The 23,378-nt window shown below is 59.8% G+C and carries 17 protein-coding genes; 8 read left to right on the top strand and 9 right to left on the bottom strand.

Going from position 1 to position 23,378, the window contains the following annotated elements:
* Window positions 1-389 precede the first annotated feature (389 nt).
* Window positions 390-608 (bottom strand): PLD nuclease N-terminal domain-containing protein, encoded by a 219-nt coding sequence (locus ACYZT9_RS15695; RefSeq protein ID WP_462006337.1) that lies wholly within the window; start codon window positions 606-608, stop codon window positions 390-392.
* A gap of 392 nt (window positions 609-1,000) precedes the next feature.
* Here ACYZT9_RS15695 and ACYZT9_RS15690 point away from each other — a divergent pair, with 392 nt between their 5' ends.
* On the top strand, window positions 1,001-1,381 hold the full coding sequence (locus tag ACYZT9_RS15690) for a RidA family protein (protein WP_462006336.1): 381 nt from the start codon (window positions 1,001-1,003) through the stop codon (window positions 1,379-1,381).
* 70 nt (window positions 1,382-1,451) lie between these two features.
* On the opposite strand, the gene ACYZT9_RS15685 is transcribed toward ACYZT9_RS15690, so the two are convergent.
* The 7 genes from ACYZT9_RS15685 to ACYZT9_RS15655 form a co-directional block, all read right to left on the bottom strand.
* Complete coding sequence (locus tag ACYZT9_RS15685; RefSeq protein ID WP_462006335.1) at window positions 1,452-1,871, bottom strand: short chain dehydrogenase; 420 nt, start codon at window positions 1,869-1,871, stop codon at window positions 1,452-1,454.
* Window positions 1,872-2,056: 185 nt separating this feature from the next.
* Window positions 2,057-3,121 (bottom strand): alpha/beta fold hydrolase, encoded by a 1,065-nt coding sequence (locus ACYZT9_RS15680; protein ID WP_462006334.1) that lies wholly within the window; start codon window positions 3,119-3,121, stop codon window positions 2,057-2,059.
* Between the two features lie 448 nt (window positions 3,122-3,569).
* A complete protein-coding gene (locus ACYZT9_RS15675) occupies window positions 3,570-6,668 on the bottom strand; it encodes an efflux RND transporter permease subunit (protein WP_462006333.1) in 3,099 nt (1,032 codons plus the stop codon).
* Entirely contained in the window at window positions 6,665-7,783 is a 1,119-nt protein-coding gene (locus ACYZT9_RS15670) for an efflux RND transporter periplasmic adaptor subunit (RefSeq protein WP_462006332.1), read from the bottom strand. The genes ACYZT9_RS15675 and ACYZT9_RS15670 overlap by 4 nt, the downstream gene beginning before the upstream one ends.
* A 30-nt stretch (window positions 7,784-7,813) precedes the next feature.
* On the bottom strand, window positions 7,814-9,331 hold the full coding sequence (locus ACYZT9_RS15665; protein ID WP_462010233.1) for an efflux transporter outer membrane subunit: 1,518 nt from the start codon (window positions 9,329-9,331) through the stop codon (window positions 7,814-7,816).
* A gap of 117 nt (window positions 9,332-9,448) precedes the next feature.
* Window positions 9,449-9,664, bottom strand: a complete 216-nt coding sequence (locus ACYZT9_RS15660; RefSeq protein WP_462006331.1) for a hypothetical protein — start codon at window positions 9,662-9,664, stop codon at window positions 9,449-9,451.
* A gap of 124 nt (window positions 9,665-9,788) precedes the next feature.
* Window positions 9,789-12,686 carry an ATP-binding protein gene (locus ACYZT9_RS15655; RefSeq protein WP_462006330.1) on the bottom strand — a complete coding sequence of 966 codons (2,898 nt, stop codon included), beginning with the start codon at window positions 12,684-12,686 and terminating at the stop codon, window positions 9,789-9,791.
* Between the two features lie 406 nt (window positions 12,687-13,092).
* On the opposite strand from ACYZT9_RS15655, the gene mhpA reads away from it, so the two are divergent.
* A complete protein-coding gene (gene mhpA / locus ACYZT9_RS15650; RefSeq protein ID WP_462006329.1) occupies window positions 13,093-14,751 on the top strand; it encodes a bifunctional 3-(3-hydroxy-phenyl)propionate/3-hydroxycinnamic acid hydroxylase MhpA in 1,659 nt (552 codons plus the stop codon).
* A 2-nt stretch (window positions 14,752-14,753) separates the two neighbouring features.
* Window positions 14,754-15,401 carry a TetR/AcrR family transcriptional regulator gene (locus ACYZT9_RS15645; protein ID WP_462006328.1) on the top strand — a complete coding sequence of 216 codons (648 nt, stop codon included), beginning with the start codon at window positions 14,754-14,756 and terminating at the stop codon, window positions 15,399-15,401.
* Here the strand turns inward: ACYZT9_RS15645 and ACYZT9_RS15640 are convergent.
* Complete coding sequence (locus ACYZT9_RS15640; RefSeq protein ID WP_462006327.1) at window positions 15,390-16,658, bottom strand: NADH:flavin oxidoreductase/NADH oxidase family protein; 1,269 nt, start codon at window positions 16,656-16,658, stop codon at window positions 15,390-15,392. The genes ACYZT9_RS15645 and ACYZT9_RS15640 overlap by 12 nt on opposite strands.
* Before the next feature lie 221 nt (window positions 16,659-16,879).
* On the opposite strand from ACYZT9_RS15640, the gene ACYZT9_RS15635 reads away from it, so the two are divergent.
* From ACYZT9_RS15635 to ACYZT9_RS15615, 5 genes are all read left to right on the top strand, one after another.
* The gene (locus tag ACYZT9_RS15635; RefSeq protein WP_462006326.1) at window positions 16,880-17,494 is read left to right on the top strand and encodes a TetR/AcrR family transcriptional regulator; all 615 of its coding nucleotides are present in this window, start codon (window positions 16,880-16,882) and stop codon (window positions 17,492-17,494) included.
* Between the two features lie 85 nt (window positions 17,495-17,579).
* A complete protein-coding gene (locus ACYZT9_RS15630; protein WP_462006325.1) occupies window positions 17,580-18,671 on the top strand; it encodes a VOC family protein in 1,092 nt (363 codons plus the stop codon).
* Between the two features lie 175 nt (window positions 18,672-18,846).
* Complete coding sequence (locus tag ACYZT9_RS15625; protein WP_462006324.1) at window positions 18,847-19,803, top strand: fumarylacetoacetate hydrolase family protein; 957 nt, start codon at window positions 18,847-18,849, stop codon at window positions 19,801-19,803.
* On the top strand, window positions 19,803-21,704 hold the full coding sequence (locus tag ACYZT9_RS15620) for an acyl-CoA synthetase (protein WP_462006323.1): 1,902 nt from the start codon (window positions 19,803-19,805) through the stop codon (window positions 21,702-21,704). Before ACYZT9_RS15625 ends, ACYZT9_RS15620 begins: the two co-directional genes overlap by 1 nt.
* 162 nt (window positions 21,705-21,866) lie before the next feature.
* On the top strand, window positions 21,867-23,186 hold the full coding sequence (locus ACYZT9_RS15615) for an OmpP1/FadL family transporter (RefSeq protein ID WP_462006322.1): 1,320 nt from the start codon (window positions 21,867-21,869) through the stop codon (window positions 23,184-23,186).
* The last annotated feature ends 192 nt before the right edge of the window (window positions 23,187-23,378 follow it).

The raw sequence follows: 23,378 nt of genomic DNA, 5'->3' as shown, positions 1-23,378 counted from the left end.
CAACTTTGCAAGCGCGACGATCTAAATTTATTCTCGCACTGTAAAATTTTTAAGACATGTCAATTTTCCAATAACTGTTTTTTGGCGCTGCTGTTGGGCGTGGTAGTTTCTGGTTTTGAAAAACATAGTTATCTCTTGGATCCGTAGTTGGTCCTCCAATAAACCGTTCTCATTCTGGAACAACAAACCGCTTCAGCGTGTAATGCTGTTTACTTAAGCACTCGGCCTCTCGATGGGGCGACTACCGCAAAAAGCCCGAAACCCACGCGGCTCAATCACTCGACAACACCGCTCACAACCCGGCGCAAAAACAACAAAGCCCCGAATGATCGGGGCTTTGTTGTTTCACATCGTTCAGTTGTCAGATCGCTGTCGCGGGTCCTTCGACGTCATTGCCTGGCTTGCGGTGAGTGGGGGTTGTGATTGGTGTGTTTCGGTCCCGCCAATGCCCACGCTATCAGCCCGAACAGCGGTACAAACACGATCACCACCATCCATACCAGTTTGTTGCTGGATTTGCCTTCAGCTTTACGCACTTTGTTGATTGCCCATAACTCGAACAGTACGAGAATTGCGGCGAGAACGATCCAGATGGTTTCGGTTTGCATGGGTCACCTCCTAAGGTCCTGGCGTTAGGTGGTCTGGTGTGGGCAGGGTTCATTTAATTTCAGAGGGCAGGGGGTGACCCGATGGGGGTTTTGCTCTTTGGTTTGCCTTGGCACGAGGTGTCTGTTCTGGCGCCTTCGCGAGCAAGCCCGCTCCCACACTTGATCCAGGTTGTTTCAAAAACTTTGCGTTCGCCGACATTCCCTTGTGGGAGCGGGCTTGCTCGCGAAGGGCGCGACTCGGTCTACTCGGGAATTACCGCTATCACATCAATCTCCGTTAACCACTGCGGCTGCCTATATTATCAAGCTGCCATCTGAGTATAAATAACTGAGGCAGAGCCCCGATTCTGTAAACTGGCCGCCCCTTTCACACCCTCAAACAAGAGAACCCCATGGCTAACCAAGACATCGCCTTCACCCCCGATCCCGATGCGGATTCCATCTCCTCCGACGTAGCCGGCTTCAACGGCATCCTGGTCTCCACCCAGATCCCGACCCGCGCTGACGGCAGCCTGGAACTGGGCGACATCACCTTGCAAAGCGAATGCACGTTGCAGGCATTGAAGATTGCACTGGAGCGCGCGGGCAGTTCCATGGACCGCGTGATGCACCTGACCATCTACCTCACCGACATGGCTGATCGCGCTGCGTTCAACGAGGTTTACAAGCGTTTCTTCGCCAAACCGTGGCCGGTTCGCGCTGCAGTGGGTGTGGCGTCGCTGGCGGTTGAAGGCATGCGTGTGGAAGTGACCGCGATGGCGGCTAAGGGCTGAGATTACAAGAGCCTGCGACATTCACAAATTCGTGCTCCCACGGGGGCAGCCGGGAGTCCTCCGTCACTCTTCAGCGATCGCGGCGCTTTTGACGCGCAAACAGGCTGCCACCCAGCAATAACGTCGAGGCTAGCGCCACCAGTAACGAAGGTCGGTATTTGCCAGCGCGCGGATGCTGCAGTTCTGATGTGGGAAGATCCACTGGGGCGCTGTAGCGCACTTTGTTCAGTTTCAAGCGCGCACCGTCGACCAGGATCAACGTCAGGTCATCGATGATACCGGCGACCCGATCCGGAAAAACCGGCTTACCAGCACGATCAAGTTCGTCATACAAAAAATGCTGACCCTCCAGCCAACCGACGGCCGTCATCAGTTCGGGTTTCAGGTAATACTTTCCGTCGAGAAAGAACCCCGGAAAACTCCGTGCGCTCCCAAGGTTCTCGACAGCGTATCGCTCGCCAGGCTTCATGCCGGTCAATGAGTTGATCATGGTGACATCCTCACATTCGCTGGTGTTTCGATAGAGGATGAGCCTGAACCAATGTTCCATCGAAATGACTGAACGGCTGTACCTCAATCCCGGCAGCGCGGGGCGCAGGCGCTTCTAACTGCCGGTGACGCTGACGTCGTTGTGAAGGTGCTTATCGGGAACAGCGTCCGGACGTCAGATCAGCCTCAAAGATGATCCGCATCAATCACCGCCTTGGCGAATGCCTTTGGATCTTCCTGCGGCAGGTTATGGCCGATGCCGCCGCTGATCAGCCGGAACTCGTATTTGCCGGTGAAGCGCTTGGCATAATCCTCGGGAGCCGGGTGGGGGGCGCCGTTGGCATCGCCTTCAAGGGTGATGGTCGGCACGCTGATGGACGGCGCCGTGGCCAGTTTCTGCTCCAAGGCTTCGTATCGGGGTTCGCCCTGAACCATGCCCAGACGCCAGCGGTAGTTGAACACGGTGATCTCGACATGGTCGGGGTTGTCCAGCGCCTTGGCGCTGCGGTCGAAGGTGGCGTCATCGAAGGCCCATTTCGGCGAAGCCAGTTGCCAGATCAATTTGGCGAAGTCGCGGGTGTTTTTTTCGTACCCGGCGCGACCGCGGTCGGTGGCGAAGTAAAACTGATACCACCACTGCAACTCAGCCTTGGATGGCAGCGGGTTCTTGCCGGCCGCCTGATTACCGATCAGATAGCCGCTGACCGAGACCAGCGCCTTGACCCGGTCTGGCCACAGCGCCGAGACGATGGCGGCCGAGCGCGCGCCCCAGTCATAGCCACCGAGCACAGCTTGTTTGATCTTCAGCGCATCCATGAAGTCGATGACGTCACTGGCCAGCGCGGCCGGTTGGCCATTGCGCACGGTTTTCTCGGACAGAAAATGCGTGTCGCCAAAGCCACGCGCATACGGCATCAGCACTCGATAGCCCTGCGCCGCCAGCAGCGGTGCGACCTCGTCATAGCTGTGAATGTCGTACGGCCAGCCGTGTAGGAGAATCACCACCGGTCCGTCGGCCGGGCCTGTTTCGGCATACGCCACGTTCAGCAGTCCGGCGTTGACATGCTTCAGCGGGCCGAACGGCAAGGATGTCTGGTGGGCGGCGTCAGCCTTGATCGTGGCGGGTTGTGCGGCGGCGGTCGATTGTGCATGGGCTGCACCGACCGCGCCGAGCAGGGCAAAGGCGAGGATCGACGAGCCGACCAGACGGCGGCGACCAGCGCCGGTGTTGTTGTGCAGTGCCATCTTCATCGTGATGTCTCCGTTGCAAGCCGTTGGCCAGGGGTTCTGGCTGATCCCCTTGAAACCTGGCGTGCATTTGAACGCGGCGACGTATCTGGCCTGTGTCGAATCGGCGGGCGGGTGAAAACTCATGTATCAAGATGATAGCCAAAGACACTGTGATACACAGGATCGCTGCCACCTGATCTTCGATCCGGAGCTACTGTGCGGTATCCGTTTGAACAGGCACGTGAAGCCTGCGAGAGGCTCGACAGGGGGGAAGTAATCATCAAGATCGTTTGATAATGTCAGGCGCCGAAACGGCTGATGCCTGTCAGTTAAGAGAATTTGTAGGAGCGAGCTTGCTCGCGAAGGACTTCAGGACGACGCGTGTATCCAGAGAATACGCGTTATCGTTGGCGTCCATCGCGAGCAAGCTCGCTCCTACAAGAGTCAGCTTTCGCTTACCGAGATTGCATCACTCAGAAGCAAGCGCGGCATCCCCCCGTAACTGTTTAGTGTCAGCGGCTGTCTGGCGGCGCACCTTGAACCATGCAGCATACAACGCCGGGACGAAGAAGATCGTCAGTAGCGTCGCCACGGTCAGGCCGCCCATGATCGCAATGGCCATCGGTCCCCAGAACACACTGCGCGTTAGCGGGATCATGGCGAGCACAGTGGCCAGGGCCGTCAGCATCACCGGACGGGCCCGATGAATGGCGGCATCCAGCACCGCATTCCATGAGTCGCGTCCTTCGGCGATCTCGGTTTGTACCTGGTCGATCAAGATCACCGAGTTGCGCATGATCATGCCGCCCAGCGCGATGATGCCTAGGATCGCGACGAAGCCCAGCGGCGACTGGAACACTAGCAGCGCCGGCACCACGCCGATCAAGCCCAGCGGCGCGGTCAGCACCACCATCCACATGCGAGAGAAGCTCTGCAGTTGCAGCATGAGCAGCACCAGGATGCTGACCAGCATCAGCGGGGCCACCGCCAGCAGCGCCTTGTTGGCTTTTTCACTTTCCTCCACTGCACCGCCCACGTCGATGCGGTAACCCGATGGCAGCTTCGCTTCGATATCCTTGAGCAACGGCTGGATTTCCTGCGTTACCGATACACCTTGCTCGCCATCGTTCACATCGGCGCGCACGGTGATTGCCATGTCGCGGTTGCGGCGCCAAAGCACGGGTTCTTCCAGTTCGTTGCGCACCTGCGCCACCTGCGACAGCGGCACTACCGTACCCTGGCGCGTGTAGAGGTTAATGTCTTTCAGCGTGTCGAGGCTCAGACGCTCTTCGGGCACAGCACGGGCGACGATGTCGATCAGATCTTCGCGCTCACGCAGTTGCGACAGGGTCGCGCCATTCATGACGGTCTGTGTCACCAGCGACACGTCGGTCGGCGTGAGTCCCAGCAGGTTCGCTTTGTCGTGGTCAAGCTCGACCTTCAGCGTGCGAACCGGGTCGTTCCAGTCGAGCTGGACGTCGCGCACCTTCGGGCTGGACGCGACTACCTGCTCCACCTGGCGGGCGATTTTGCGTACCACCTGGGTGTCGGGGCCTACGACGCGGAACTGCACCGGGTAACCGACAGGCGGCCCCAGTTCGAGCCGCGTCACGCGTATCCACGCCTGCGGAAACTGTTGGTCCGCCGAGGTCATCAGTCGCGTACGTACCCGCTCGCGTGCATCCAGGTCCTTGGTCATCACAACGAACTGTGCAAAGCCCGGATTCGGCAGCTCGGGGTTGAGCGAGAGATAAAAGCGCGGTGCGCCAGCGCCGGTGTAGGCGGTATAGAAACGTACGTCCTCGTCTTTCGCCAGGATCTCCTCCATGTGCTTGACCTGCTCGGTCGTCGCGGCGAACGAGGCGCCTTCCTTGACGCGCAGATCAATGACCAGTTCAGGACGCGAACTGTTGGGGAAGAATTGCTGTGGCACAAACTTGATACAGGCCAGCGCAAGCGCCAGAGCGCCAAACGTCACACCGATGACCACCCAGCGGCGCTCGATGGCGGTGTCAATCAGGCGGCGCAGGGTGCGGTAGAACTTGGTGTCGTACAGATCAGCGCCGTGCTGGTGTTTGCCCAAGTCGTTCGGCAGCATCTTGACTGCCAGGTAAGGCGTGAATATGCCGGAGCAGATCCATGAGAACAGTACCGCTGCACCGACAATCCAGAAGATGCCGCCCGCATACTCGCCGGTGGTGGACTGCGAAAGGCCGATCGGCAGAAAGCCCACCACAGTGATGAGTGCGCCGGTCAGGCGCGGCATCGCGGTGGACTGATAAGAGAAGGCGGCTGCCTTCACGCGGTCCATGCCGGTTTCCATCTTCGCCACCATCATCTCGATAGCGATGATGGCGTCATCCACCAGCAGTCCCAACGCGATAATCAGCGAGCCGAGCGAGATGCGCTCAAGGTTCCAGCCCATCGCCAGCATTACCAGCGCCACGCCGCCCAGCACCAGCGGCACCGTGGTCGCGACCACGATGCCGGCGCGCCAGCCCAGGCTCGCCAGGCTTACCGCGATCACGATGATCAGCGCCTCGGCCAGCGCGCGTCCGAAGTCCAGGATGGCATCCTTCACCGTGGTGGGCTGGTCGGCCACGAGCTCCAGCTCCACGCCATGCGTAAGTTCCGACTGGATCTGGGTGACTGCCTTGTTCATCTCCTTGCCAAGGTCGACGATGTTGCCGTCACTGGTCATCGTGATGCCGAGCATCAGCACGGGCTGGCCGTTGTGGCGCACTGTGTAGGTCGGTGGATCCTCAAAGCCACTTGTCACGGTCGCAATGTCGCCGAGTTTGATCTGCCGGCCGCCTGCGGCGATAGGCAAATCACGGATGGCGTTTACGCTGTCGAACTGGCCACTCACGCGTACCATGACGCGGTCGCCGCGGGTATCGATCTGACCTGCGGGCAGCATCGCGTTCTGGCTCTTGAGGCTCTCGGCGATGGTCAGTGGGGTGATGCCCAGCGCGGCCAGTCGCTCTTGCGAGAACTCGACATAGATGCGCTTGGCCTGCTTGCCGATGAGGTCGATTTTCTTGACCATCGGTACTTTCAGCATGGCGCGCTTGATGTTCTCCGCCGCGTCCGACAGTTCAGCGTGGCCAATACCGTCGCCCTTGACCGCGTACATCAGGCCATAAACGTCGCCATACTCGTCGTTTACGATGGGGCCGATCACGCCGTCAGGCAGCTCAAGACTCAGGTCGTTGAGTTTCTTGCGCGCCTGGTACCAGGCCTCGCGCTGGTCGGCCTTGGAGGTGCCGCCACGGACAGTGAGCGTCATGCCCGCGTAGCCTTGCCGAGCGTAGGTGACGACCTTTTCGAAGTTGTCGATCTGCTCGAACTTCTTCTCCATGCGGTTGAGCACCTGGTCCTGCAATTGCTGGGCGGTGGCTCCCGGCCAGATGACAATGGCCGTCATTGAGGGCACGGAGAAGTTCGGGTCCTCGAGTTGACCGAGCTTGGTGAAGCTGAAGGCGCCGGCCAGCGCGACAACGATGAGCATGAACAGCACGATGGCGCGATGGCGCAGCGCCCAGTCGGTGAGGTTGAAGTTGTTCATCGGGCGGCCTGCTGAGTGGAGTTCGCGTCAACAATGGCTGCGCCGGGAAGCGCGACCTTCAGTCCGGACGCCATTTTCTGCACACCGGCGGTGACGACCAATGCGCCAGCCTGCGGGCCGGAGATGAGTACCTCGTCGTTGCGGTAGCCCCACACCTCCACATGCACCAGCTCGGCGATGCCTACCGGATCCTTGCCTGTGGGCGTGACCACCCACAGCGCCGGCTGTCCGCCGCTTTGCGTCAGTGCCGTGGCCGGCACGGCCGCCACCGAGATGTTTGCCGTCACGCGCTCGGCCGTTACCGTGGCGGTAGCGCCCAGCGGCAGCCCCCGCGCATTCACCAGCTTCAGCCGCGCGCGATAGGTGCGCGTCTGCGCTGCGGCCTGGGGCGACAGCTCGCGCAACGTGACATCGAAGGACTCGTTCGGCGCGCTGGCCAGCGAAGCCTTGAAACGCGCCTCCTTGAAAGCGGCAAGGTTATCCTCGGGCACATCGACGACGATTTCGGGCTCACCCGGATTCGCGATGGAGACAACCGATTGGCCTGGCGCCACGACCTGCCCGGCCTCGAAGCGTACGGCTGTGATGACGCCGCTCCGCGAGGCGCGCAGCACCGTGTACTTGAGCCGGTTGCGCGCGAGTTCAAGTTTTCGCGCCTCAGCCTCGGCAGTCGCATGCGCGGTCTGAGCATTGGTGCGCGCGCGTTCTTCGTCGGCCGCACTGACCGAGCCATCAGTTTTCAGCGCGGTCAGTCGCTGGCTGTCCGATTCGGCCTGGCGCGTCTGCTCGACGGCAACCGTCCACTGCTGCCGCGACGCCTCTTCGGCAAGGCGATAGTCGCTGTCATCCAGCACTGCCAATATGTCGCCTTCGCGCACTTGCTGGCCTACATCGACTTTGCGCTGGGCTACCTTGCCGTCCACGCGAAATGCCTGGTCGACTTCATGCCGCGACTGCACGGCGCCCACATATCGATTGATTTCACGCACATTGCCGTAGCTGATTTCAACGGTGCGTACCGGTCGTGGTGCCTGTTCGGCCGGCTCCTGCGGGCTGCATGCGCAAAGCAGGACGGCGACGGCCAAGGCGCTGGCCGCAGTAAGGGAGTTCTTCAAGACGGTTCCTCTTTGGAAAGCGACAGATTCTTAGGAAAGTGGCGGACGGTTGGCGTCAGTGGCTGCGGTGGATTTGTCTGATTGCTCGAACACCTGCCAGCCTCCGCCCAATGCTTTGTAGAGCTGCACGCTATCGAGCAGCAGGCGGGTGTTGCTTTCGTTGGAGTTCAAGCGTGCCGCCAGGCGCGCTCGCTGCGAATCCAGCAGTGGCAACAGGTCGATCTGCCCGCGGTTATAGAGTGACTGGGCGCGGTTCTGCGCAGCCTCCGCGGACGCGGCGGCCAATTGCAGCGACCCGGCGCGGCGGCGCTCCTGCGCCAGCGTGACGAGAGCGTTCTCCACATCCTCGAGCGCCCGTACGATGCCGTCTTCGGCGCGTAGCAGCGCCTCTTGTTGAGCACTTTCGGCAGCCTCGTTGATTGCTTGCGTGCGTCCGGCGTTAAAGAGCGGCATCGCCAGCAGGCCCGCCACGTTGGTGTAGCGCGCAGCGCCGAGATCGACGCCATTCAGTTCCAGGCCCTGGCGACCGAAGGAGGCACCGAGGAAAAGCCGCGGGAACCACTCGGCCGCAGCCTGCTGACGGCGCGCATTGGCTGCGTCGAGCTGCGCCATCAGCGCCAGCACGTCAGGTCGGCGTTGCAGCAGCTCGGCGGGCTGACCGGGCTTGGCCTGGGGCACCGCCGCTACATCGCCACTCGCGGGCTGGATGTTCGCGGTATTGAAGGACGGGTCGGCGACCAGCACGGCGATACGATGGCGCGCCACAGCCACCTGCGTTTCCAGTGGCGGAATCTGCGCCCGCGCCGACAAGGCGTCGGTCTGCGCGCGCTCGACGTCGAAGGCGGATGCCAACCCCACCTGTTGGCGCGCGGCGACTAGACGCAGCGTCTCGTCCTGCATCGCCGAGATGGCGCGCAGCGTCGCGACCTGGCGCTGCGCGCCGACCAGTGTGAAGTAATTGCTGACGACGTCGCTCATCACCAACAGGCGCACGCCGCGCATGCTGTGCTCTGCGGCCAGCGCATCGGCGTCGGCCGCTGCTGCGCCGGCGCGCAGGCGGCCGCTCAGGTCGAGCTCCCACGAGACGTCCAGGCCCACACTGGTGGTCTTGGTGTCCGGATAACCTTGTTTCGTGGTCGAGTTGTAGCCGCTGCTGCGATCGCTGCCGGAGGCGGATGCGCCGACACTCGGGAACAGCCATGAGCGGCTGACCGTTTCGCCGGCACGCGCGGCGCGCAGGCGCTCGGCGGCAATCTTGACGTCGCGGTTCTCGCGCGCTGCCCGGCGCACCAGATCCGTCAGCACCGGGTCGTGGTAGACCTCCCACCATGCCGCCTCGGGTTCCATCTCGGAGGCCGTGCTCGCGGCGAAGTTGCCGGGCACGTCGACCGACGGCTTGACGACCGGCGTGGAGCAACCGGTCAGGGCGAGGGCGATCGAAATGGCAAGGGCGGCCGCAATGGCGAGTCCTGCCGGGCGCTCGGCCCGTTGCAAGGTCGTCCGGCCAGTGTGGTGGGGCAGTAAAAAGGAAACAGGAAGTCGCGGCATCGCATTAGACTCGGGTGGATTCGAGATGGCATCAGCGTAGAGCCCGGTGTGTGCGAAGTCGTCAGCGAAGCGTCGCCGTTCGGTCGCCATATCGAGCGTTCATTCAGATGGGAGACGTCACTCGCCGTCGGCATCTGCCGCGTGCTCACCGGCCGCGGACGCGAGGTCCGAGCTAATCGACTCCAGCAATTCTTCGGCGGACGAGAACTCGAGCTGGCGCCCGGTGACCAGATTTTCGAGGCGGCCCACGAGGGCCCCGGGCGTGGCATCGCTGCGCAGCTTCACTACGTACGAGCGGCGGCTCGGGTATTTGGATTCAGGGTTCAGGCTCATGGCAGACCAGGGGATAAGGAAAGTTCGACGAACAGCGTAAGCCGCCCCCTGAGTCGAGTCGTAAGCGAAAGGTCAGAATTCGGTCGGGACCGCACTCGTCAATGGAGGGTGCCTCCTGCTCCCTTCAAGCCGACCTGGCAGCGTGAATCAGCGAGCGCGCACGTTTCGCCAGCTCGGTTCCGTGAGTTTCGGGCAATTGGTCAATCAGCGTCGACAATGCCTGGTGGTCCTCGGCCGCGACGTCGTGGTGCTCGCACAGTTCGACCAGCGCGAGCAGTTCCAGCCACGGTGCTTCCTGGGCGCGAGCCTCCGCCACCGCGTGCCGTACCGCGTTGCTGCTGGCGTCCGGTCGACCCTGTGCTCGGGCGATCGCAGCCTCCAACAGCAACAGTTGCGGCAGGTACACGCGCTCGCCCAGGTCCTCTCCCACCCGCAGTGCTTCCTGCAGTTCCACTTGCGCTGCATTGCAGTCACCTGCGAGCAGCAGCGCCTCGGTGGCGTAGCCGAGTACCTCGCTGGCGCCGGAGTGCATGCCGAGCCCGGTGTGCTCTTCGTAGGCCGCACGAATGCGGCGGTAGCCAGCGCACGGCGCACCGCTGCGTGCGTCAGCCCAGCCGCGCCACCAGCGGCAAGCCGTCCGCCCAAGTGCAAGTGAATACTCTTCGACCAACTTTTGCATGTCATCGGCCAGCGCTGCTACACGCAGAGGGTTCCCCAGCCGCACCTCGATCAACACCTCCTGCCAGGCCGCGACCAGCCAGGTCATCGGCTGGCGAAGGGCCTGCGCGCGGGTCCGCCCCTGCTGTATGTGGGTTCGGCCTTGCTCAACCAGGCCAGAACGCACGAGTTCTATGGCTAGCATGCCGTGCAGCATGACCTGAGGATCGGTCGCAAAGATCTCGTTCGCTCCGATGTCCAGTGGCTCGGCGATCGCGAGGGCGCGCTCCAGCAAAAGGCGGGCGGTCTGAGTGCGTCCCTGGAGGTGATGCACCTCGCCCTGCACGATGCACGCCGCCAGCATGAGCGCTGGATCGTTCGCTGCCGACGAGAGGGCTTCAGCACGTTCCGCCACCTCCAGCGCCCGCGCATAGTCGCCACGCAAACCGAGCAGATAGCCAAATCCGTGCAGCAGGCGCCCGCGCATGGGATGCTCGGGTACATTTGCTAGCAGCGCGTACGCGCGTTCGAACGCGTTCCTGGCTTCGCTGCCGACACCGAGCGTGTGAAAAGCCGATACCCCGCGCAGCGTGGACAAGGTGATGTCGAGCGCATCGCGCTCCATTCCTTCCGGTGCCTGCGCCAGCACGGCAAACGCCCGCTCAGTGAGACCGATGCACAAGACCGGGCTGAAGTGCAGCAGCGCCGCTTCCGCGGCCTCGGCGTAGTAACGCAGCGCAATCATCGGCTGCCGAGCCCGGTCGAAGTGCATTGCCAGCTCCGAGGCCGCAACCGGCACACCGGCCGCGCGCTCGCGTTCAAGGGCAGCCCCAACCTGCCGGTGGAGGTGGACGCGCAATGAACGCGGCGTTCGGTCGTACAGCACTTGGCGAAAGAGAGCGTGCCGGAATGAGTGAGGTAGCTCGACCGTTTCTTCGTCTTCTGTCGCTCGCGATCGTATGAGCCAGATCTGCTCGCGTATCAGCGTCTCGCAGGCGTGCGCCACCGAAGCAAGATCGCGTTCAAGGGCCAGTGAAACCGTCTCGACCCGGAATTCGACCCCGCACACTGCCGCTGCCGAGAGCAGCTCGCGGTGCTCCGGCTCAAGCCTGGCAATGTAGTGTTCAATGATGGCCGCAAGGTTTTCGGGAACCTCCACACCCGCAAGCCTGGCCTCGATGGTGGCGTCGTCGTCCGCTGGGTCCATCACTTCACTGATGATTGAGGAGACAAACAACGGCACACCATCAGTTCGCTCGTGCAGGGCGCGCACGAAGGTTTCATCGCCTGCCAGCGAGGCTGAACGCAACGCGACATAGTCAGCGACCTCGGTTTCCGAGAACGGATCGAGCACCACTTCCTCGCACAGACGTTGCAGACGCAGTTCATGGCGCAACGAGCTGAGCGGATGCTCGAGCGCCACAACCTCGGCAAGGCGGAAGCTAGACAACCACATAAGCCGCGCGCGGCCACGTCGCCGCGCCATATAGTTGATTAGCTGAACCGTAGCGCGATCACTCCAGTGCAAGTCTTCAGTCACCAGCATTAGCGGGCGCTGCTCTGTGTAACGGTCCAGCAATTCGCCCATTTCCCTCAGCATGCGATCCGGACCGACGCCGGCAAGCTCGCGCCTCAATGCGTCTCTCTCCTGTGTGGGACTCAGCCACGGAAGTTGCAGCAGCCAGGTCGGTGCCACGGTGCGCATCAGCGCCGGCAGAGTGGGGTCGCTGCGGCACAGATCAGCCAGCGCTTCGAGCACTGGCAGGTACGGCTCGCCGGTACCGTAGTGCTCCACGCAATGGCCGCGTGCGCAGGCGATGTCGCCAAGGCCGGCAAGGAAATGTTCGATCAGCGTGGTCTTGCCTATCCCCGGTTCTCCAGCGAGCCAGACCACTGCGCGCTGGCCGCCATACGCCCGCTCCCAGGCCCGTTGCAGCCTGGAGACCTCGTCGGTGCGACCGATGAATGACGCTGACAAAGGCGTGCCGCTCGCCGTAACCGGCGCGGATGCAGGTGGCCGCGAAACTGCGGAGGAGGGCGGGGCAATGAAGCGATAGCCGCGCCGCGACACGGTCTCGATGAAGCGAGGATGCCTGGGGTCGTCGCCCAACACCTTGCGCAGATCGCTGATGGCCGTCTTCAAGACCGAATCGCTGACGAACCGATGCCCCCACACGGCATCAAGCAACGCATCCTTGGTCACCAGCGATCCTGGCTGGCGTGCCAGCACGCATAACAACGTGAAAGGCGTCGGTGCCACTGCCACGGCTTCCCCATTACGCGACAAACAGGCATTGGACTCGTCAAGCTCGAATTCGACGAAGCAGAGCAGGACTGGGTTCGGATGGGGCTGCGGACGTGCCACGGTTGATTCCTAAAGACAAAAACAGGGGTGTGTGCTGCGAAGCTTCACATGGGCTTGATACTGAAACCGGTGCGCCCGACGTCCTGGTCTTATCGGCCAACCTTTTAAGCAATGGCTCTCCAGCCTCGGTTCGAGCGCCTTGGCGCTTAAGTCTTGGGCCATTGTCCCAATGACAACGCTGATCGGCTCTGAAGCCAAGCGTCGCCTGTCGGAAAACTGGCACACGGGCAACTTCAGTTGACACCGCAGACTTCATGTCTCATGGCATTTTCGCGGCGGGGCAATGATCCCAAAAAAATAATGACAAGAACATCAATATTGAAATATCTCTCAATTTTTAATACCTTCACCTTGCCTGACGATGGGACTTCGCGTCTCACGACTTCAATCACAACAAGGGCTCGAGATGAACAACAACAAGAAAGTTTCCGAATTACCTCCCGCCGCGGTCGACGTGCTGGTCATCGGTTACGGTCCGGTAGGTGCGACAATCGCGGCGCTGCTCGGCCGCTATGGGGTCACGACCCTGGTGCTGGACAAGGTCCATGACGTCCTGCTGATGCCTCGCGCCATTGCTCTGGACAACGAGGCCCTGCGCATCCTGCAACTCGCCGGATTGTCGGAAGACGCTTTTGAGAAGATCGCTATTCCTGAAGTGAGGATGCACTCACCGGTACTCGGGCAGTTCGGTCGCGCCAACACTGAAGGATGTATCGACGGCCATCCCAAGCTGGTGACTTTCTATCAGCCCGACCTCGAACGAGCGATGCGCGGCCAGGTTTCCCGGCTGCAGTCCGTCACCAGCCTGGGTGGCTTCGAGCTTGAGAGTCTGGTCGAGGTGTCGGATTGCGTTTTCGCTTCGGTACGGGATCAAAATGGGCACTCGCATTCCGTTCGCGCTCAGTACCTGATCGGTGCGGATGGCGCAAGCTCGCGGGTCAGAGCAATGATTGGCCAGGAGTTCGAAGGGCAGACCTATGCGGAGGATTGGCTGATTGTCGATGTCATGAACCGCCATAAGTCCGCGATTGATCACATTGAGTTTATCTGTGATCCGCGGCGCCCGACGCCGCACATGCCTGCACCCGGTGGCAGGGAGCGTTGGGAGTTCATGCTGCACCCCGGCGAATCCCGGGAAGAACTGGAAAGCCCGGAAAGCATAGCCCGGCTGATCGCGCCATGGATCAACCCGCAGGAGCTGGAAATCGAGCGCAAGGCGGTGTATCGATTCCACGCGCGCTGCTGCAACAAGTTCAGCCAGGGTCGCGTCTTTCTCGCTGGCGACGCAGCGCACATCACGCCTCCTTTTGTCGGGCAAGGTCTCGTAGCCGGACTTCGAGATGGCGCCAACTTGGCCTGGAAGCTGGCGTGGGTCCTTCGCGGCCATGCTTCGCCTGCGATACTCGAGACCTATGACGAAGAGCGCCGCCCTCATGCCCAGGCGATGATCAATCTCGCGAAACTCATGGGCCGCCTGGTGATGCCCAAGAACAAGATCGCGGCTTTCTTTATCCACGGCCTGATGCGTACGCTGGGCTTGACTCCCGCTACCAGGAAGTACTTCGAACAGCTGGATATCAAGCCGAAGAACATCTTCAAACACGGCCTGTTCGTGAAGCATCGTCGTGGCGACAAACTGGTACGTGGCAGCCTGTTTCCCCAGGCCTGGATTCGCAATATGCAAAAGCAGATCAAACTGAGCGACGATGCGCTTGGAGATAACCTTACTTTGGTTGGATTCGGTGTTGACCCGTTGTCACTGCTGACCCCTGATCAGATCGTTTCCTGGGAAAAAGTGGGAGGCCACTTCCTGGAGGTCAGAACACGCGGCCAACGCTCCGGCGGCCGCTGTGACTTCATCGAAGACATTAACCATGACATCCTGCCGCTGGCGGCTAAAGGAACGCTCGTCGCGGTTCGTCCAGACCGTATCATCATGCACCACGCTCCTGGCGCCGAGGCAGGCAGCCTCCTTCGAGAGTGCAGGGGCCTGCTGGCTAGCGAAGACGCCACTGCTGAGAGCGTTTCCATTACTATTAACGAGCCCACTAGATTGCGAGCTTGATAATGCATGCCCCCACTCTTCCTTTAGAAGCTGCTACGCCACAACCTCTCACGCGAGGTCATAAGAAACGTGAGCGCACCCGTCGCGGCCTGGTGGACGCGGCATTGCGTCTGATCGCGCGTAAGGAGGTGGGGGAGATCGCACTGCTCGAGGTGGCCGCGGAAGCAGCGGTTTCCAACGGTACCATCTACAACTATTTTCGAACGCGCGACGAAGTGCTGGAGGCGGTGGGCATCGCCATGGCCGCCGAATTTTCCGATGCCATTTCCACAGTGAATACGGACGTGCACTGCGGGGCACAGCGGCTTTCGATCGGCGTGCGCATGTTTGTGTGCCGTGCCGCGGCCGACCACCAATGGGCGAATGCACTGTTGCGCATCATCCATTTCGACCAGGCAATGCGCTCGCGTCTGGCTGGCCATGTACTTGACGATTTGCGTGAGGGAGTGCGTGCGGGTACTTTTGCTTACCGGGACGAAGGGGTCGCGCTGGATATAGTCTTTTCGTGCACAATCGGAGCAATGCGCTCAGTTGTCGAGGGGCGTGCAGTGGCGGAGCACGATCTGCGGGTCGCCGAAATGATTCTCCAGGCTCTGGGTGCAACACCTGCCAGAGCCAGGAGAATCGCCTGCAAGCCGCTACCGGTTTGATCCGATGTCATCCTTGATCTGCCTGGTTTGATCAATCCATTGCCGATAGCTCTTCGCCTGGCGACGAGACTTCAGTTGATTGCCGATCAATGCCATCAGTGGCGACGTTCCGGGTTTTGTGCGTTTCCCTTGACTCAACAAGCCGAGCTGCTTCTTGATCACCGACGCCACTGCAAGCGATGCCAGCGCCTTGTTCTTCCAGCGGACGACGATGGGTTCCACTTCGGTGTCCTGTCCCGCCATCCACTGGCCGGGTAGAGCCGGCTCGATTGCCAATGCAGTGGCAAGCCCCACCATCGACACCGAGCCGCTCACTACGCGCTCCGCGACTTCTTTTCTACGTACGCCGCCGGTGACCATCAGCGGCATGTGCGCTATTTCTCCTATTTTCTCGGCGAACTCGAGAAAATAGGCTTCTCGAGCCAGTCGGCTGCCATCGCGTGTTTGTCCCTGCATTGCAGGGCTTTCGTAGCTGCCACCCGACAACTCGACCAGGTCGACCGCCTTGGTGTTGAGCATTTGCACCACGCGAGCCGCATCCTCGGCATCGAAACCGCCGCGCTGAAAGTCCGCGGAATTGAGCTTCACGGCGACGCAAAAGCTCGGTGTCACTCGCTGACGTATTGCGTCGATGGTTTGCAGGAGAATGTGCGCACGATTTTCCAGGCTGCCACCCCAGCGATCGCTACGCCGGTTGGTCAAGGGCGAAAGGAACTGGCTGAACAGGTAGCCATGCGCGGCATGAATCTCCACGCCGGTGAATCCGGCACGCTCGGCCAGTGCTGCGGCGTGGGTATAACGCCCGATCAGCTCTTCGATCTCCTGCTCATTCAAGGCCCTGGGCAGTACAAAGGCCTTGGACAGTCCGGGAATGTCGACAGCAACTGCGGAGGGTCCCCGTGCCGGCTGCCCCATGGATGCCAATAGCTGTCGTCCAGGATGATTGATTTGCATCCAGGCCTGAGCTCCACGGCTGCGGCAAGCCTCGGCCCATAGTCTGAATTTGCCCAGGTTCCGATCGTCCTCAAGCACTACGCCTGCGGGTCCGGTCAAGGCGTGGCGGTCAACCATCACGTTACCAGTGATGATCAGACCGGCACCACCCTCCGCCCAGTGCCGATAGAGCTTGATGAGCGCGTCCCCTGGAGCGTGGTTCTCATCTGCAAGGTTCTCTTCCATGGCAGCCTTGGCGATTCGGTTCTGAATCACCGTGCCGTTAGGCAATCGAAGCGGTTTGAAAAGATTTGAGCCGGTCATGTTCTGTCCTTCAGCTAAGCAATACTACAGAGCTGAACACGCGTGTTCATTTATGTCAATGAAAGACCCCTCGCCTGGCCCGTGAGCGTTAATCCATCCGTCGATTTTGTTTAAGTACAGAGCGGTTTTCATTGATGAGAACGTACTTATTCAAAAAACATAGTTGACGGCAAGAGAACACGCGTGTTCAATCGGGTTATTAGGTAATCCTGGAGAGAGCCGTGGAATCCCTGAATCCAACACAGCGCCGCATTCATCAAGCCGCTTTTCGCCTTTTTGCTGAAAGAGGCACTTCACAAGTGAACATCCTCGACCTCGCGCAAGAGGCGGGTGTAGCGCGCGGAACGGTCTACAGCAACATTGACAGCATGGAAAGCCTGTTCGAGGCGGTCGCCAGCCATCTCGCGAGGGAGATGCATGAGCGCGTCAACAAGAGCTTCAATTCCATCTCCGATCCGGCACAGCGCCTTGCCAATGGTATTCGTCTGTTCATTCGTCGAGCTCACGAGGACTCTCAGTGGGGGGCGTTCATACACAAGTTCGCCATGAGCAATTCCGCGTTACGCGAAATGTTCAGCAGTCAGGCGACCACGGATCTTCTCAGTGGGCTTTCCAGTGGACAGTACAGGTTTCAGCAGGAGCAATTGCTCTCGGTAATGACGCTGATATCGAGCAGTGTCCTTGGCTCGATTTTTCTCGTGCTGGAAGGTCACAGAACGTGGCGCGAATCGGGCTCGGACACCGCCGAGCTGATTCTGCGGGCATTGGGTGTGCCGCCAGAGGAGGCGCGTGCATTGGCGACCATAGAGTTGCCGGCACTTCCAGCACTCGACTGAGCTTGTAACTGACTTGGCTAGACAAGCCCCTGGTTTTTCAGGGGTTCGGGACAGCTTTGCCCTAAAAACCCGGAAAACAAGAACAATGAACAACAGAAATGAATTGCACCGGTTGGCGACACCACAACCTGCCCGGCATCCGCAGCCGACGGTCAAGGCCCAGGCGCTGACTCACCTGATCTTTCAGAGACCGGACTTGAACGAGGCCGCGCGTTTCCTGACCGATTTCGGCCTGACGGTAAGTCGTCAGGATGCCGATACGCTCTACCTGCGCGCCACCGACCCTACTTCATACTGCTACCGCATTCATCTTGCAGAACAGGCACGTTTTATCGGATTCGGATTGGCAGTGCAGTCTCGTGAGGATCTGGAAAAGCTCACTCGAATCCCGGGTGCGTCGCCGGTCGCGAAATCGGACCATCCGGGTGGCGGGTACTACGTCAGACTGACCGATCCGTCCGGTTTCATGGTGGAAGCTGTCTGTGACCAGACCCCAGGTAAAACGCTGGCACACCGGGCGCCTCTTGCCTGGAATCTAGTGCAGGATCAACCGCGAATCAACGCCACACAGCGCCCGCCGATTGCTCCGCCTGAAGTGCTCAGACTGGGTCATATCGTGTTGGAAGTGGCCGACTATCAGGCGACCTGTGCCTGGTACACGCAGCATTTCGGGTTAATTCCCAGCGATGTGCAGGTGCTTCCCGACGGAACGCCTATCGTCGCTTTCATGCGCCTGGATCTCGGTGACATGCCTGCGGCACACCATACGCTCGCGATTGCGCAAGGGTTCATGGCGACCTATAGCCATAGCGCCTACGAGGTCGTAGATACCGACGCCGTAGGCATGGGGCAGCGCGTCCTGCGCGAGCGCGGTTGGGAACACTCATGGGGCATCGGCCGACACATTCTGGGCAGTCAGATCTTCGATTACTGGCAAGACCCCTGGGGCGATAAGCACGAGCATTACTGCGACGGCGACGTTTTCACGGCCGCTCAGCCAACGGGCATTCATCCGGTGAGTCCCGAGGCAATGGCCCAGTGGGGGCAGCGCATGCCCAAGAGTTTTACAAAACCCAAGCTGAGCCTGGCCAATCTGCTGCTGCTGGTCCGCAACCTGCGACGCAGCCCGGACCTGACCATTCGAAAGCTGGTAACACTCATGCGGATGTTCGGGTAGAGCTGCCGCCATGCCTGAAAAATCAACCCGGTATGGCCGGCGGGACGTGCTTAAAGCCGGCGCTTTGATTGCTGGCGGCACGCTGGTCTACACCGTTGTCAGCCCCACTTCAGAACAACACCACAATTCCCGCGCCACCGAGCGCGAGACAAACACCGCTCCAGGAGTACCTTCAATGTCTGCTGTACACGTAGTTCGCTTTGAGTTTCAGAACGGTATCCACTGGGGCGTACTTCGCCAGGGCCGTATCACGGTTGTTCCCGGTACTTTTGATACCACCGGTGACTTCATCAGCCGGAACAGTATCGACGACCTCGCTCAACTGAAAGGTACGGAGCTGGATGCTAGCGAAGTGAAACTGTTGTCGCCGGTGACCCGTAACCAGCAGTTCGTCTGCCAGGGCGCCAATTACCGTCAGCACATGATCGAGTCAGGCATGGACCCTGATGCGAAGAAATTCAACATGATCTTCACCAAGGCGACGAGTTGCCTGGTGGCAGCCGACAGTGACTTGATCAAGCCGCGCACCGTGCGCTTCCTTGACTACGAGATCGAACTGGGGCTGGTGATGAAACGCGCGATCACTGGCTCTGTTTCTGTCACAGACGCCAATCTGCATGAGTTCATTGCAGGCGTCGTCATTGTCAATGACTACTCGGCTCGTGACATTCAGATTCCGCAGATGCAGTTCTACAAGGGCAAGAGCTTCCGCACTTTCGGTCCGGTTGGCCCGTACCTTTGCCTTCTGGATGACAAGAGCATTCATTACCTGAAAGATTTGCAGTTGCGCCTGACGGTCAACGATCAGGTGCGGCAGAACGACAGCACGGCCAACCTGGTTTACGGCCCCGCTGAAACCCTTACCGAGCTCTCCGGTGTGCAAGATCTCGCCGTTGGAGACCTGATCGCCACCGGTACGCCTGCCGGCTGTGCTCTGACGATCCCTTCGCCTGCCAAAATGCGCATTGCCGCCATGCTGCCCGAAGCCACCAAGTGGAAGCTTTTCCTCAAGGCGCAGGAAGGCCGGACGCAGTACCTCAAGGCCGGTGACGTGGTCGAGGCTCGCATTCGCAGCGCCGATGGTGTGATCGACCTCGGCGTGCAACGCAACCGAGTCGTGGGGGAAGCCTGATGGTTGTAAAGACCCTGAGCGACATCGAAAGTCTCGAACGAGTCCCCTTGTCGGAGCGTGGCCTGGCTTCCAGCACTTATGAAGCGCTGCGACAGGCGGCCGAACGCACCCCTGAGGCACCGGCGCTGAGTTTTTTCTCCGATGCCGCGGATTTCAAACGCACCTGCGAGTGGAACTATTCCGAGCTCTTCGCGGATATCACCCGCGCGGCAAATGCTTTCGATGACTTGGGTATAAAACCGGGCGATGTAGTTGCCTTCATCCTGCCCAATCTGCCGGAAACCCACTTCACTATTTGGGGCGGGGAAGCGGCGGGCATCGTCATGGCGATCAATCCTCTGCTTGAAGCCAAGCAAATCGCTGGCTTGCTGAACGCCGCGAAGGCATCCGTGGTGGTGACACTCGCGCCGACTCCGGGCAGTGATCTGTGGACCAAACTGGCTTCGCAACTGGACCAGTTGCCCACGGTAAAGTCTGTCGTTTGGGTCAGCATGGATCCCTACGTCGCGGAACCTTTGCGTGGTGTGTTGAAAGCCATGGCGCTAAAGGAACGCGACCTGCACAGCGGCGTCGCGATCCACGATTGGTCATCGCTGATGAGTACCCAGCCGCATACACATCTGAAAAGCGGTCGGCAAATCCGTCAGGATGAGTGCTCCTCCTACATCTGTACGGGCGGCACCACCGGGCTGCCCAAGATCGCCGCGCGTACCCATGGCTCGGAAGTATTCAATGCATGGGCCATGGCCGCTCACTTGCAGCCACGCAGCAGTGGCCAGGTTATCTTTTGTGGCCTGCCGCTGTTTCATGTCAATGGACAACTGGTGACCGGACTGATGCCTTGGACTCAAGGGGACCATGTGATCCTCGGGACGCCAAATGGGTATCGGGGCGAGGGAGTGATCCCACGATTCTGGGAGATGGTCGAGCACTTCGGCATCAACTTCTTTTCCGGTGTGCCAACGGTCTATGCAGCACTTCTGCAATATGAATGTCAGGGCCACGACCTCTCAAGCCTTCGCTATGCAATGTGTGGCGCCGCACCCATGCCGGCCGAGCTTTTCCGAGAGTTTGAGCGCCGGACCGGGCTGAAGATCCTTGAAGGTTATGGTCTTACTGAGGGCGCCTGTGCTTCCTCAGTCAATCCGCCCCATGGCGAGCGCCGTATCGGCTCTATCGGGATACGGATCGCCTACCAGAATATGCGCGCGGTCTTGCTCAATGATTCTGGAGAGTACCTGCGCGATGCCAACGTGGATGAGATCGGCCTCATCACGATCACCGGTCCGAACCTCTTCAATGGCTATCTGGAGGAGCGTCATAACCAGGGCCTCTGGATCGATATTGACGGTCAGCGCTGGCTGAACACGGGTGATTTGGGTCGCGAGGATGCGCAGGGTTATTTCTGGCTGACCGGACGCAAGAAGGAGTTGATTATCCGCGGCGGCCACAACATCGATCCCAAGCAGATCGAGGAGGCTCTGCAGACGCATCCCGCCGTCGCCTTGGCCGCTGCAATCGGCAGCCCCGATGCGTACTCGGGCGAGGTGCCGGTTGCCTACGTTCAACTGCGCGCGGGGCACGTTTGCACCACCGAAGAACTTGAGGCGTTTGCTCATCTCAACATCAGCGAGCGGGCAGCGGTTCCCAAGCGCATTGAAATCCTCGAAGCGTTGCCACTGACCGCTGTGGGCAAGATATTCAAGCCCGCATTGCAACAGCGAGAGATTGCCAAAGTAGTCCAGCAGGAAGTGGAACGTCTGGGACTTTCGGATATAGCAGTGGAGGTTGTTCAGGATAATCGCCGAGGGCATGTCGCCTGCATCAGGGCCGGAACTGACCAGGAAGTACTGGCTCCGCTCTTGGGGCGCTATAGCTTTCAAATTGAATGGCTTAAATGAGTCACTGATTCACATCTGTAAGTCCAGCGTCATGCCCTGGCACTGATAAGCCAGGGTCTTTTACACAACTTCGATCAACTCCAGCCAGCACTGGCAGGTGCACAGGATGGCGAAGCCTTGCCTGCGTGAAATCTACAAAAACAATAAACAATAGGTGGAAAAATGAAACGGAATAGCCTCGTGATCCCGCGTCTCTCTATTGAGCGAAAGTGTGCTGTCTGGATTAAATTCAGCAGTGCCATGGCACTGCTCAGCGCCTCTACAATCGCAAGCGCCAATGGCATTGCATTAAACGAACAAAGTGCAAGCAGTGCGGGGACTGCTTATGCGGGAAGGTCGTCTTCCGCGCTGGACGCCAGCACCATTTTTGGAAATCCCGCAGGCCTGACGAAGTTGAAACGCACGGAGATCTCCGGCGGGGCAGCGGTCGTCTCGGTGAGCGACGACATCAGTGATGCGCAGAGCAGTGCGCCAGGAACGAATGAGGGGGACTCGGTACCTTTGGGGGTCGTACCTTTCGCTTACATGTCGACGCCTCTTGATGATCGTTTTTCGATTGGCCTGGGCCTCTATGCGCCGAGTGGCCTGATCAATGATTACGAGAGCAGTTTTCAGGGCCGCTACCATGGCTCCTACAGCACGACCAAGGAAGTAACCCTTCAGCCCACCATTGCCTATCGGATCAATGATTACGTGTCTATTGGTGGTGGACCGACCATAAACCGTTTCACTGCAAAGCTTCAGAATGACCTGGCCACCGGCGCCCTGAACAATGGCGTTGACACACAAGTCACCATCAAAGGCGATGACACGGCACTTGGCTACAACGTAGGCATCCTGATTGACTTTACTGAGGCAACCAGTTGGGGGATTAACTATCACTCGAAGGTGGACTATGAACTCAAGGGGCATACTCAGGTTTCTGGCTCCCCGAGCGTTATCCCGCTGGACGGAAATTATGACAACAAGATAGACCTCACGATGCCTGAATCCGTGGACACGTCTATCACCCATCATTTCAATGATCGTTGGACGGGATACCTGGGGACCACCTGGAAGCGTTGGAGCCGGATCCAGAAGGTCGAGGCAGAAAACAGCGGTCTTTCCCCCGTGGGCCAGGCGATGGGCATGAGCACGGTGATCGAAGAAATGAACTGGCGCGACACTTGGAGCACCGCAGTTGGCGCCTCCTATCAAGTGAACCAGCAATGGCTGCTGCGCGCAGGCTACGCCTATGATCCGTCGCCAATCAGGAATGCCGATCGCAGCGTGCGCATTCCGGTTGGCAATCGCCAGGCCGTGACTTTGGGCGGCGCTTATTCGCCGAATTCCGACCTGACAATAGACTTTGCTTATGGGTATCTCTGGGATTCCAAGGTCTCGGTAAAGCAGGCGAACAACTCTGGTCTTCAACCTGAATACAGTGCCAATTACGACAATAGTGCGAATGGGGTTTCCGTGCAGGCAACCTATCGGTTCTAAGCGACAGGACTCCATTTTCAATAGAGTCGATTGATACGAGCCTCCCCTGATGGTTCACCTTTAATCGATATCAATAATTCCAACGGAGCATGAAGCACTTCAGCCTTTCGATCAGCACCCACTGCCGCGAGTACTCTCGCGGCAGCGGGTGGTTTTTCAGTTCCTTACCCCCCAACCCATCGAGTTTTGCCC

The sequence above is a fragment of the Pseudomonas sp. ZT5P21 genome, from assembly GCF_054897785.1.
The sequence above is the reverse complement of the archived record's forward strand: the minus strand, read 5'-3'. Positions and strand labels throughout refer to the sequence as shown.

Coding starts and splice junctions, on each gene's coding strand:
- ACYZT9_RS15645 (WP_462006328.1), top strand. CDS start 14,754: ATGCATGCCCCCACTCTTCCTTTAGAAGCTGCTACGCCACAACCTCTC.
- ACYZT9_RS15625 (WP_462006324.1), top strand. CDS start 18,847: ATGTCTGCTGTACACGTAGTTCGCTTTGAGTTTCAGAACGGTATCCAC.
- ACYZT9_RS15675 (WP_462006333.1), bottom strand. CDS start 6,668: ATGAACAACTTCAACCTCACCGACTGGGCGCTGCGCCATCGCGCCATC.
- ACYZT9_RS15630 (WP_462006325.1), top strand. CDS start 17,580: ATGAACAACAGAAATGAATTGCACCGGTTGGCGACACCACAACCTGCC.
- ACYZT9_RS15640 (WP_462006327.1), bottom strand. CDS start 16,658: ATGACCGGCTCAAATCTTTTCAAACCGCTTCGATTGCCTAACGGCACG.
- ACYZT9_RS15665 (WP_462010233.1), bottom strand. CDS start 9,331: ATGCCGCGACTTCCTGTTTCCTTTTTACTGCCCCACCACACTGGCCGG.
- ACYZT9_RS15690 (WP_462006336.1), top strand. CDS start 1,001: ATGGCTAACCAAGACATCGCCTTCACCCCCGATCCCGATGCGGATTCC.
- ACYZT9_RS15620 (WP_462006323.1), top strand. CDS start 19,803: ATGGTTGTAAAGACCCTGAGCGACATCGAAAGTCTCGAACGAGTCCCC.
- ACYZT9_RS15680 (WP_462006334.1), bottom strand. CDS start 3,121: ATGAAGATGGCACTGCACAACAACACCGGCGCTGGTCGCCGCCGTCTG.
- ACYZT9_RS15685 (WP_462006335.1), bottom strand. CDS start 1,871: ATGATCAACTCATTGACCGGCATGAAGCCTGGCGAGCGATACGCTGTC.
- mhpA (WP_462006329.1), top strand. CDS start 13,093: ATGAACAACAACAAGAAAGTTTCCGAATTACCTCCCGCCGCGGTCGAC.
- ACYZT9_RS15615 (WP_462006322.1), top strand. CDS start 21,867: ATGAAACGGAATAGCCTCGTGATCCCGCGTCTCTCTATTGAGCGAAAG.
- ACYZT9_RS15695 (WP_462006337.1), bottom strand. CDS start 608: ATGCAAACCGAAACCATCTGGATCGTTCTCGCCGCAATTCTCGTACTG.
- ACYZT9_RS15660 (WP_462006331.1), bottom strand. CDS start 9,664: ATGAGCCTGAACCCTGAATCCAAATACCCGAGCCGCCGCTCGTACGTA.